This is a genomic window from Sporosarcina soli, assembly GCF_042655805.1.
Classification (GTDB): domain Bacteria; phylum Bacillota; class Bacilli; order Bacillales_A; family Planococcaceae; genus Sporosarcina; species Sporosarcina soli.
This window is the reverse complement of the sequence record NZ_JBHSNO010000015.1, coordinates 66,118-77,926: the sequence shown is the minus strand read 5'-3', so window position 1 is coordinate 77,926 and position 11,809 is coordinate 66,118. Positions and strand designations below refer to the sequence as shown.

Genomic DNA, 11,809 nt, shown 5'->3' with positions numbered 1-11,809 from the left:
CGTTTAGCGTCCGGAGCCTAGACTATAAGAAATTGGGGTGATTGCCTTGCTGAACAAATGGGAAGGGATCATTCTAAAAAGTATCCCTTATGGTGAATCGAATAAAATTGTGACGATTTTCACCAAAGAAGCCGGCAAGCTGACGGCAATGGCAAGGGGAGCAAAGAAGCCCGCAAGTCGATTGGCCGCCATCACACAACCGTTTACGCACGGCACCTTTCTCATCCGTACCGGAAGAGGGATGGGAACGCTTGAACAAGGAGAGCGGGGCGAATCGATGCGCTTTATCCGTGAAGACCTTGAAGCCACCGCTTATGCCAGTTATATCATCGAGCTCATTGATCGGCTAACGGAGAATAATGAGCGTATCCAAGGTATTTATGAGTTGCTATACGACGCTTTGCATGCGATTGACGAACGATATGATCCGGAAGCGATCGCGTTGTTTGTCGAGTGGAAGATGTTGCCGGTGGCCGGGATCCACCCCGTTCTCCATCAATGTGCAAATTGCGGGGCGACGGAAGGGGAGTTTGCGTTTTCCTTCCAGGAAATCGGTTTCCTTTGTCATCGTTGTTTCCATATCGATAAGTATTTGATCCGGATATCTCCGACACAACTGAAGCTTATCCGGACCTTTTACACAGTTCCGATCCATCGTGTCGGCAACTTGACATTGAAAAAGACGACGAAACAATTTATGAAAAAATTGGTGCGTACCATTTATGATGAGCAGGTGGGGATCCGATTGAAGTCCAGGTCTTTTTTGGACCAACTCGAATCGACACCAGAACTATTGCCACGAAAAGAAAAACCGGAGGAAGAAGGCGAATAAGCCAACTTTCTCCGGTTTTTCTTTGCTATTATTTTAACTTGATTCAGCAGAAGTCCCCCACTTCCATAAGTGGTGGGATGAATGCCAGAATGCATTTCAATCAGAGGGAGTTCAAACTCCCTGCTGATTCAAGTTAAGCCTCCGGCGGATGTCACAGATTTTGAAAGGAGTTAATTGCGCAAGCGCAATTCAAAATCTGGACGCAATCACGCCGAGGCGTGATTGATTACTTAAAACTCAAGATGTTTAGCGATATAGTCTTTCACTTCTGCAATCGGCATACGGACTTGTTCCATGGAATCACGGTGGCGCACTGTTACTTGGCGATCCTCTTCGGAATCAAAGTCGTACGTAATACAGAATGGCGTCCCGATTTCATCCTGACGGCGATAACGTCTTCCGATCGATTGTGCATCATCGTATTGAACAACGAAATGTTTACGGAGTTCCGCATATACTTCATCCGCACCTTCAGCAAGCTTTTTGGATAACGGAAGAACGGCTGCTTTCACAGGAGCCAGGGCAGGGTGGAAACGTAAGACGGTACGTTTGTCGTCGCCCTCTAATATTTCTTCGTCGATAGCATCACAAAGGAATGCGAGTGTTACACGATCGGCACCTAGTGAAGGTTCGATGCAATACGGGATGAACTTTTCATTTGTGATAGGATCCTGATAGTGGAAGTCCTCACCTGAATGTTCCATATGGCGGCTCAAGTCGAAGTCCGTACGGTTGGCGATACCCCATAGTTCGCCCCAGCCGAATGGGAATTTGTACTCAATATCGACAGTACCTTTTGAGTAATGGGACAGCTCATCTTCATTATGTTCACGCAAACGCATATTTTCTTCTGTCATGCCTAAGTTCAGCAAAAATTGTTTTGAAAAATCGCGCCAGTATTCATACCATTCCATGTCTTCGCCAGGTTTGCAGAAGAATTCCAATTCCATTTGTTCGAATTCGCGCGTCCGAAATGTGAAGTTTCCTGGTGTAATTTCGTTTCGGAAACTTTTTCCAATTTGTGCAATTCCGAAAGGCATTTTCTTACGCATGGAACGTTGGACATTTTTAAAGTTGACGAAAATCCCTTGTGCGGTTTCCGGACGGAGGAAAATTTCGTTAGCGGATGAATCCGTCACACCTTGTTGTGTTTTGAACATTAAGTTGAATTGACGAATTTCTGTATAATCCATCGCACCACAATCCGGACAGTTGATGCCATGCTCTTCAATGAGTTCTTCCATCTTTTCAAAAGGAAGGCCATCAACGACCATTTCAATCCCCTTTGCATCAAGCGCATCTTCGATCAATTTATCCGCACGATGGCGCGTTTTACATTTTTTACAGTCGATCATCGGGTCATTGAAGTTGCCGATATGTCCTGATGCAGCCCATACTTTCGGGTTCATCAAGATCGCTGCGTCAAGACCGACGTTATAAGGGGATTCCTGAACGAATTTTTGCCACCAAGCTTTTTTGATGTTGTTTTTCAGTTCAATCCCGAGCGGACCGTAATCCCATGTATTCGCGAGACCACCGTAAATTTCCGATCCCGGAAAGACGAATCCTCTCTGTTTTGCTAAGTTCACTACTTTTTCCATCGATAAATCCCTCCATTTTCAAATGAAAAAGCACCCATCCCTGGACGTCATGTCCAGGGACGAGTGCTTGATTACCCGCGGTTCCACCCTGTTTGGCTAGTCGATCTAGCCCACTTTATTTTGCTATGGCTCAAGGCTGCCGTTTCATGTCAGTACGGGCTTTCACTGTCCCCATTCGCTTATGATTGACATTACTTATCTTCCTATCTCCGCCTATTCAATTCAAAAACAGTGTAGCACGGTTCCGCTTTCTTAGCAATAGTTGACGTCTTCGTATATAATAATCAGGGAGAAAGAATTGAGCGATTAGGGCGGTGAGACATATGGAACTGAATAAGCGCCAGACCGAGATTCTAGAAATCGTTAAATCGGATGGGCCCATCACTGGCGAACAGATTGCGGAACGTCTTAAACTGGCGAGGGCTACGATTCGTCCGGATTTGGCCATATTGACTATGGCAGGCTTTCTAGATGCAAGGCCCCGTGTCGGCTATTTCTATTCAGGAAAAAAACCAGTCCAATCGGTTGCAGATAGTATGACCGGCATGAAAGTCCGTGATTTCCAGTCGATACCGGTCGTAGTAGCGGAAAACATTTCAGTATATGACGCAATTTGTCATATGTTTTTAGAAGATGTCGGAACACTTTTTGTTGTCGACAGTTCGTCGCTGCTCACTGGTGTTCTATCAAGGAAAGATTTATTGCGGACGAGCCTTGGCAACAATGAGTTGGATAAAATACCGGTACACGTCATCATGACGCGGATGCCAAATATTACTTATTGTGATAAGCAGGACACCTTATTGCATGTTGCGAAGAAAATGATAGACAAACAGATTGACTCCCTTCCAGTTGTCACCGACAATGGGGTGGGTCTTGAAGTTGTTGGAAGGATTACTAAAACGAATATTACCGCAGCTTTCCTTTCACTTGCGGATGACCATGAACTTTGAGGGGGATACAATGAGAAGGTTAACATTATTCATCGTTTCCGACTCTATCGGTGAAACGGCCGATTTAGTTGCAAAAGCGGCCGCAAGTCAATTCAGGCAAGGACTTGAAACGGTTTCCATGAAACGATTTTCACATGTCGAAGATGAATCGCAACTGAATGAAATTGTCTATTTAGCAAAAAAGCAAGAGGCAATCATCGTCTATACGTTAGTAAAGAGCGACATGCGTTTCCGTTTAAAAGAAGAATGTAAAAACAAGGGGATCAAATGCATTGATCTGATGGGACCTATAGTCGATCTGATCAGTGCAGAGTTGGACGAACATCCCATTGAAGAACCGGGGCTTGTCCGGAAATTGGACGAAGATTATTACAAGAAGATTGAAGCGATTGAATTTGCGGTTAAATACGATGATGGCAGGGATCCGAGAGGGATTTTAAAAGCGGATATCGTGCTTGTCGGTGTCTCTAGGACATCCAAGACACCGTTATCGCAGTATTTGGCCCACAAGCGTTACAAAGTGGCAAATGTACCGCTTGTCCCGGAGGTGGATCCACCGGAAGAGCTGTTTATGATCGAACCAGAAAAATGTTTCGGTTTAGTTATTTCACCGGAGAAATTGAATTTCATCCGAAAAGAAAGATTGATCGCACTTGGTTTAAAGGATGATGCGAACTATGCGCAGCTAGATCGGATAAAAACCGAGATCGAACATTTTAAAAAAGTCGTTGAGAAAATCGGCTGCAATGTTATCGATGTAACCAATCGTGCAGTTGAAGAAACCGCTAATGTTATTCTGAGCGAAATATCTTCCCGAAACGGATAAAAGGCTAAAAGTGATCATATCTTAAATTGTAAAGGAGGAGGACCACCCCGTGGGAATGGGATGGTTCTTCTTTTGCGGATGTTACGAATCTTTTTTTCATAAATAAATGGTGTTAAATTCGAGAAAAAAACGTCGGATTAGTGTAGTATAAAAGTTTCGGAGTATAATCAAAAAAATTTTGTCGAATAGGAAGGATTTTTGAATAATATATCGAAATCAAGTAGTTAAGAGTGGAGAATGGTGATAGATGACGAGAATTTCAGAAGAAACGATTGAAGCCGTCCGGACGAAGACTGATATTATCGATTTGATCGGAGAATACGTGCAATTGACAAAGAGGGGGAAAAACTGGTTCGGCCTTTGTCCATTCCATGGTGAGAGCACACCTTCCTTCTCTGTTTCGGAAGAGAAGCAACTCTTCCATTGTTTTGGTTGTGGCGCGAGTGGCAATGCGATCACCTTCATCATGGATATCGAAAATCGTCCATTCACCGACGCGGTGGTGCAACTTGCCGAACGTACCGGAATTGAGATCGATGTTCCAAGCGGCACGGATGCGGGGGCAAAATCGCAAAATGAGTTCAAGTCGATGCTGGAAGCACATGCGCTTGCGGCGAATTTTTACAGTCATTTACTCCTAAACACTGTGGAAGGTGAGGAAGCACTACAATATCTTGAAAAAAGAGGATTTACGAGAGAGCGTATCGAAAATTATGGAATTGGGTGGTCTCTACATGATCGGGAAGCACTATCCGGATTATTGAAACGGAAAAACTTCGATATGAAGGAGATGGAGCGTGCCGGGTTGTGTATCATGAAGGATGATGGGACGGGTTATTTTGACCGGTTCCGTGGACGTATTATGTTTCCACTTCGTGACGATAATGGGAATATCGTTGCTTTTTCGGGACGGATCTTACATGGATCGAAACAGGAAGCCAAATACTTGAATAGTCCTGAAACACCGATATTCGAAAAAAGTAAAATTTTATACAATTTTCATAATGCGCGTCTTAACGTTCGGAAAACGGGTAAAGTAATACTGTTTGAAGGATTTATGGATACAATTTCGGCGGATCGGGCAGAAGTGACGAATAGTGTCGCGGTTATGGGTACATCCTTGTCCGACACGCATCTTTTGAAATTGAAAAGAATCGCGAAGGAGTTAATCATCTGTTGCGATGGAGACGATGCCGGGTGGGAAGCGGCTAAACGCTTTTCAGAAATGGCCATGAAGAAAGGGATGGACGTTCAAATTGCTCTGTTGCCGGGCAATATGGATCCTGATGATTATATTACACAATATGGCGGTGAAGCTTTCCGCGAAAAAGTGATCGGTAATCCGCATTCCTTCATGTCATTTATGATGGCTTATGCAAAACGTTCGAAGAATTTATCGTATGAAAATGATGTGTTGCAATATATTCATGAAGTACTGGAAGAATTGTCTCTTCGATCATCTCCTGTCGAAAGGGATTTGTATATCCGCCAATTATCTTCAGAAACCGGGATATCCGCAGAGGCGCTCCAACAGCAATTTATCAAAATGGCAGGCCAGCAGTCCCAAAAGACAAAAGCGGACCTAGTCGACACGGAGGAACAAGTACGTCCCTATCCTAATCAGACAGCACCGTCCCGTAAAATGACAGGGACTGAGCGTGCTGAACGGTTATTGCTTTATCATCTATTAAACGATGGGGCTTTGTTCGATCGGTTGAGAGAAGACAAACCGGATTTGTTTGTACGAGACGATTATGTAGCCATCTTTGTCCGGTTAGCCGGATTTTACGAGGAACATGGAACTCCTGATTTCCATCGCTTTGCCGAGACGTTGGAAGATCGTGAACTTAGAAAGATCGTACTCGAGGCGGCAATGATTGAAAGGGATTCTGAACATACTGAGGAAGAAATAGATGATTGTATTAGTCATCTTGAAAAATATCGGATCCATTTAATGATCCAAGCAAAAATGCACGAATCAAAAGAAGCTGAAAAGATGAATGATCATACCCGGGCACTGGAGCTGGCCAGGGAAATCATACAGCTCCGGAAATCATGGGCGGCATTATAGTCGCATTCCGGTGTACGAAGGAGGAACGGGTAAGATGACTAATAAAGAACAATCCGGCGAAATGGAAATGGAAATGACAATCGAAGAAGTGAAGGCCAACCTGTTGGAGGCTGGAAAAAAATCAGGTGAACTGACGCTTGATGAAATCACTGAAAAATTAGCTGCATATGAAATGGAGCCCGAGCAATTCGAGGAGTTTTTGGACCAGATTGAAGCGCAAGGGATCGAAATGGATCGAAAAGATGACGACGAACCTGGCGAAGAGGTTAAAGCGGAGGCAGAAGAACAATTCGATCTGAATGATTTAAGCGTTCCCCCAGGCGTAAAAATCAACGATCCAGTTCGGATGTATTTGAAAGAGATCGGGCGAGTCGACTTATTGACAGGGAAAGAAGAAGTCGAACTGGCTATCCGAATACTGGACGGTGACGAAGAAGCGAAGAAGCGGCTTGCAGAAGCGAACTTAAGGCTCGTCGTCAGCATTGCGAAAAGATACGTGGGCCGTGGCATGCTGTTCCTGGATCTGATCCAAGAAGGGAATATGGGTCTTATTAAAGCGGTCGAGAAATTTGACCATACAAAAGGATTCAAGTTCAGTACGTATGCCACTTGGTGGATCCGTCAGGCTATTACACGCGCTATCGCGGACCAAGCGCGGACTATCCGGATTCCGGTCCATATGGTCGAAACGATCAATAAACTGATCCGCGTACAGCGTCAATTACTGCAGGATCTCGGACGGGAACCTTCGCCGGAGGAAATTGGTGAAGAGATGGATCTGACGGCGGAAAAAGTACGGGAAATTTTGAAAATTGCACAGGAACCTGTGTCACTCGAAACGCCGATTGGTGAAGAAGATGACTCCCATCTAGGGGATTTCATCGAAGACTCGGAAGCTCAATCACCTTCTGATCACGCGGCTTATGAGCTGTTGAAAGAACAATTGGAAGATGTTCTGGATACATTGACGGATCGCGAGGAAAATGTCCTGCGCCTTCGCTTCGGATTGGACGATGGACGTACACGGACACTTGAAGAGGTAGGGAAAGTATTCGGCGTGACGCGTGAGCGTATACGACAAATTGAGGCGAAGGCATTACGCAAACTCCGCCATCCATCCAGAAGTAAACGTCTTAAAGATTTCCTAGAATGATGAGACATGCATCGGCATTTATGTGCCGGTGCATTTTTAAAGAGAAAAAGGAGTCGATTTGCAATTGGAAACATATCAAATCCTAGTCTCTTATAAAATGGAATGGATGTTTCTGCGAAGATCAAGGAGCGAAAGTCATTATGAATCCACAGCGAAAACGCATTATCATTTCGGAAATCAAATATTGGAAACAAAGCAAGCTATTGCCAGAACATTACTGTGATTTTCTCATTGCGCTCTATGGACAAGGTGATGGGGAGAACGTTTCCGCCGCCAAAGCGAATGATGCGATACTTGTCAAAGAGAGAAAGAAGCTTAATCGGACAATTTTTCTGCTTTCATTTCTAGCGATTATCGTAAGTAGCATGATGTTTGTACTCATTCAATATCCGTGGTTGACCATGATGATCACGGCGGTATTTACTTTACTTTTATTACAAGCGACGTTTCGTAAAAAGCAAAATCGTTTACTTACCTCATTTTTCTATATCCTATCCGCTTTTCTGTTGCTGGCGACGTCGTTTAAACTGTGGTTCGTGTTTTTTGAAGGACAATTCAATCTGTTGGTTGCGTTACTGATCTTGAACTGTGCACTATGGTTGATGGCTGGTCGTTTCCTAAAATTACTCTATTTTACAATATCAGGGGCAGCAGGTCTCCTATTGATTACCGCCTTTCTCCTCATCTCATACTAGTCATATTTAAGCGCAATAGGGAGGAAAATACAGCTGGAGTGTAGTGCATGATTATCGCTAGATTGATAGATTGTTTACACGGAAAAGTGTAAGTGTCCCGGAATCAGGGGGGAAAGTGTTTGTAACGACAAAATATATGTCCAAATTGTCACAAACGACAAAAGATCATCGATAACTCTTTCAGTTTCCTAGCGAATACAGTACAATGATAGTTGTGCACTGTATCTATTACAGAATAGATCCTGATGAAGGAGGGTAATTCAATGAGTAAAAATCCTGTAATTCCTTATATCCTGATTTTTGCGCTTGGACTAGGTCTTATTTTCTTCATGTCCCTCTATGGACTTGAACAAAAAGAGGAAATCGCTGGTCAGGATGAAGAAGGTAACACTGAAGAAGTAGCAAGCTCAGCAGAATTCGATGCTGAAGCAGTGACGCAAGGGAAATGTATCGGCTGTCATGGTGGTGACTTGACAGGCGGAATGGGACCTGGATTGGTTGGAACAACCCTTTCCGCAGATGAGATTAAAGACATCATCCAAAACGGTAAAGGAATGATGCCACCACAAGGCATCACGGATGCAGCTGAACTTGATGCAATGGCGGAATACATCTTATCACTTAAATAATCCGTAACACGTAAAGGGCTGTCAGTCAGCAGAACCATTCTGTCGACTGATGGCTCTTTCTGTTTGTACTGGAAGTGGTCTGCTGTCTTGTTGTTGTATGTGCAAATTGAATGTACTTCTTATACAATAAGTAAAGTATTGGATATAACGAAAGGAGGAGATCCGGTGAATACAGAGAAATTATCAAATAGACTTGCGGCAGTCGCTTCCTTTGTCGAAGAAGGAGCGGTTGTTGCGGATATCGGCAGTGATCATGCCTATTTGCCGTGCTATCTTATCCGTTCGGGTAAAATCGCTCAAGCGGTAGCGGGAGAAGTTGCAAAAGGACCTTTTGACTCGGCTGTCAGAAATGTACGGCGGGAAGGGCTTTCCGATGCTGTTACCGTTCGATTGGCGGATGGCTTGTTCGCCATCGAAGCGCAGGATGCCGTCGACACTGTAACGATTGCTGGAATGGGAGGACCGCTGATCGCCACTATTTTGGAAAATGGCAAAGACCGTCTCCAGGAAGTGAAACGAATTATTGCACAACCTAATATTTATGCAAAGGCAGTTCGTGAGTGGGCCGTGGCAAACGGTTGGAAAATCATTGATGAGCATATTCTGAAGGAAGACGGTAAAATATACGAAATCATTGTATTGGAGAAAGGTACGGCACAATATGATGACTTGGAAATGACAGTAGGTCCTTTCTTGCTCGCTTCGAGGGCGGATGTATTTCTAGAGAAATGGGAGCGGGAATCGTCGGAATGGAAACGTGTTCTGGATTCGTTAGAAAAAGCGGAAGCAACAGATGCCATTTACCAGAAAAAAGAACAATTGAAAATGCAAATCGAGCTTGTAGGAAAGGTGTTGGGAACATGAAGAAAGTGAATGGACATGAAATCATCGCCCTTTTTGAACAATGGTCCCCAAAACGTTTTGCGATGGATGGAGATCCGGTAGGGCTTCATATCGGTCAATTAAACCGACAAGTTGAAAAAGCGCTCGTGACGCTGGACGTCAATGAGGACGTCATCGATGAGGCTATTCATATTGGAGCGAACTTGGTCATCGCGCATCATCCGCCTATTTTTAGACCGCTTAAAAACATCATGACAGACACTCCACAAGGCAGAATGATCGAAAAATGCATTAAACATGATATTGCCGTCTATGCAGCCCATACGAATTTAGATGTTGCTCCAGGCGGTGTGAATGATCTGTTAGCGTCGAAATTAGATCTAGCCGATACGGAAATTATAGAACCGACCTATGTCGAACAAATGTATAAGTTAGTTGTATTCGCTCCCGAATCTCATGTGGCGGAAATTAGACAGGCGCTTGGAAAAGCGGGGGCGGGGGCAATCGGTGATTATACTTCCTGCAGTTTCAGCTCCACTGGAACAGGACGATTTACACCGAATGATACCGCTCAGCCATATATAGGTGCAGTCGGGAAGGAAGAAGCGGTAGCTGAAGAGAAAATTGAAGTGATTCTACCGTCCATGCTACGGGAAAAAGTACTTAAAGCGATGCTTGCAGCCCATCCATATGAAGAGCCTGCATATGACTTATTCCAGCTGGATCAACCGAACATCCGCTATGGGCTTGGCCGTATAGGGAAGTTGAGAGAGAAAACGACACTTGCACAATTTGCAGCTCATGTGAAACATGTATTTGGCGTCCCGGCACTTCGTTTTGTCGGTGAAGAGACGAAAGAAATCCGCAAAGTAGCAGTTCTGGGCGGGGACGGCAACAAATACATAGGTGCAGCGAAAAGAGCAGGTGCAGACGTCCTTGTTACAGGGGATTTATATTACCATGTGGCGCATGATGCACAAGCAATGGGACTTGCCGTTATCGATCCGGGGCACAACATCGAAAAAGTGATGATCGATGGGGTCGCAAACTATATGCAAAACGCTTGCGCAGAAGCGAGATATGAAGTCCGTTTTATCAGATCAGAAGTCATTACAGAGCCATTTAACTTCATATAAAAACAAAAAACCGGTCTCTTGAGATGAGACCGGTTTTTTAACTTATGTGGTTGCATATGGTTCAATGCGTTGCACAGGAGATGGATTTTTGATCTTAGGTAAGATTTTTTCCAACTTGAATTTTCTTTCGGGCTGATGGGTAGAAGGATCTTCAGGATCGAATTGTTCAAGGAAGCCAATGACTTCCCGGACGATGATTGTTGGCGTAGAAGCACCTGCCGTAACAGAAACGGTTTCAACGCCTTCCAGCCATTTTACATCCAGTTCTGAGACGTCCGAAATTCGGTAGGACGGCGTATTGGCAATCTCGACTGAAACTTGCGTAAGACGGTTCGAGTTATTGCTCTTCGGGTCCCCGACAACGATGAGGAGGTCGGACTCTCCAGCTTGCTCAGCAACCGCCTCCTGACGCACTTGTGTTGCCAGACAAATTTCCTTATGGACTTCGATATGAGGATATTTCTCTTTCAAAGCGTCCATGATATGTGCGACATCCCATTGACTCATCGTCGTTTGGTTTGTCACTAATAGCTTCTCATTTTGAATGTCTAGTTTTTCGACATCGCCGATCGTTTCGATCAAATGTACAGCATGCGGAGCAACCCCGATTGCACCTTCAGGCTCGGGATGATGTTTTTTACCGATGTAAATGATATCATAGCCTTCGGATGTTTTTTCTTCGATTAAATCATGCGTGACAGATACATCAGGGCAAGTAGCATCAATTGACACGAGACCTTTCCTTTTTGCCAATTCCCGGACTTCGGGAGAAACGCCATGTGCGGTGAAAATAACCGTGCCCGTCTCGACTTTTTCCAGTATGTCCAAGCGGTTTTCTCCATCTAGCGTGATGATGCCATCTTCTTCGAAAGCATCTGTCACATGTTTGTTATGGACAATCATTCCCAATATATAAATGGGTCTCGGCAATGTTTTGTCGAGCGCCGCATTTCTTGCAATGACCATTGCATCGACAACCCCATAGCAATATCCCCTTGGGGAAATCTTCAACACTTTCATGCCAACTCACTCCTCTAATAGGATCTACAACCCATTATAGCTGAGTCTGG

Annotated in this window: 11 protein-coding genes; 9 read left to right on the top strand and 2 right to left on the bottom strand. The window is 44.4% G+C overall.

The annotated features are described in order from the left end of the window. Positions 1-46 precede the first annotated feature (46 nt). Positions 47-832 carry a DNA repair protein RecO gene (recO, locus tag ACFPRA_RS19330; RefSeq protein WP_381438317.1) on the top strand — a complete coding sequence of 262 codons (786 nt, stop codon included), beginning with the start codon at positions 47-49 and terminating at the stop codon, positions 830-832. A gap of 230 nt (positions 833-1,062) precedes the next feature. Here the strand turns inward: recO and ACFPRA_RS19325 are convergent, their stop codons facing one another. After that, positions 1,063-2,433, bottom strand: a complete 1,371-nt coding sequence (locus ACFPRA_RS19325) for a glycine--tRNA ligase (RefSeq protein WP_381438314.1) — start codon at positions 2,431-2,433, stop codon at positions 1,063-1,065. A 323-nt stretch (positions 2,434-2,756) separates the two neighbouring features. On the opposite strand from ACFPRA_RS19325, the gene ACFPRA_RS19320 reads away from it, so the two are divergent. The 8 genes from ACFPRA_RS19320 (at position 2,757) to ACFPRA_RS19285 (ending at position 10,739) form a co-directional block, all read left to right on the top strand. Beyond that, a complete protein-coding gene (locus ACFPRA_RS19320; protein WP_381438311.1) occupies positions 2,757-3,386 on the top strand; it encodes a helix-turn-helix transcriptional regulator in 630 nt (209 codons plus the stop codon). A 10-nt stretch (positions 3,387-3,396) separates the two neighbouring features. After that, the gene (locus tag ACFPRA_RS19315) at positions 3,397-4,212 is read left to right on the top strand and encodes a pyruvate, water dikinase regulatory protein (RefSeq protein ID WP_381438309.1); all 816 of its coding nucleotides are present in this window, start codon (positions 3,397-3,399) and stop codon (positions 4,210-4,212) included. Positions 4,213-4,459: 247 nt separating this feature from the next. Further along, positions 4,460-6,283 carry a DNA primase gene (dnaG, locus tag ACFPRA_RS19310; RefSeq protein WP_381438307.1) on the top strand — a complete coding sequence of 608 codons (1,824 nt, stop codon included), beginning with the start codon at positions 4,460-4,462 and terminating at the stop codon, positions 6,281-6,283. Between the two features lie 34 nt (positions 6,284-6,317). Beyond that, positions 6,318-7,436 carry an RNA polymerase sigma factor RpoD gene (gene rpoD, locus ACFPRA_RS19305; protein WP_381438305.1) on the top strand — a complete coding sequence of 373 codons (1,119 nt, stop codon included), beginning with the start codon at positions 6,318-6,320 and terminating at the stop codon, positions 7,434-7,436. Positions 7,437-7,576: 140 nt separating this feature from the next. Further along, positions 7,577-8,131: a hypothetical protein gene (locus ACFPRA_RS19300; protein WP_381438302.1), complete on the top strand. Its 555-nt coding sequence runs from the start codon at positions 7,577-7,579 to the stop codon at positions 8,129-8,131. A gap of 263 nt (positions 8,132-8,394) precedes the next feature. Then, positions 8,395-8,760, top strand: coding sequence for a cytochrome c550 (gene cccA, locus ACFPRA_RS19295; RefSeq protein ID WP_381438299.1), 366 nt, complete (start codon positions 8,395-8,397; stop codon positions 8,758-8,760). A 165-nt stretch (positions 8,761-8,925) separates the two neighbouring features. After that, a complete protein-coding gene (locus tag ACFPRA_RS19290) occupies positions 8,926-9,624 on the top strand; it encodes a tRNA (adenine(22)-N(1))-methyltransferase (protein ID WP_381438297.1) in 699 nt (232 codons plus the stop codon). Then, positions 9,621-10,739 carry a Nif3-like dinuclear metal center hexameric protein gene (locus tag ACFPRA_RS19285; RefSeq protein WP_381438294.1) on the top strand — a complete coding sequence of 373 codons (1,119 nt, stop codon included), beginning with the start codon at positions 9,621-9,623 and terminating at the stop codon, positions 10,737-10,739. Before ACFPRA_RS19290 ends, ACFPRA_RS19285 begins: the two co-directional genes overlap by 4 nt. Positions 10,740-10,781: 42 nt before the next feature. Here ACFPRA_RS19285 and ACFPRA_RS19280 read toward each other — a convergent pair whose 3' ends face one another. Then, entirely contained in the window at positions 10,782-11,759 is a 978-nt protein-coding gene (locus tag ACFPRA_RS19280; RefSeq protein ID WP_381438292.1) for a 4-hydroxy-3-methylbut-2-enyl diphosphate reductase, read from the bottom strand. Positions 11,760-11,809 lie beyond the last annotated feature (50 nt).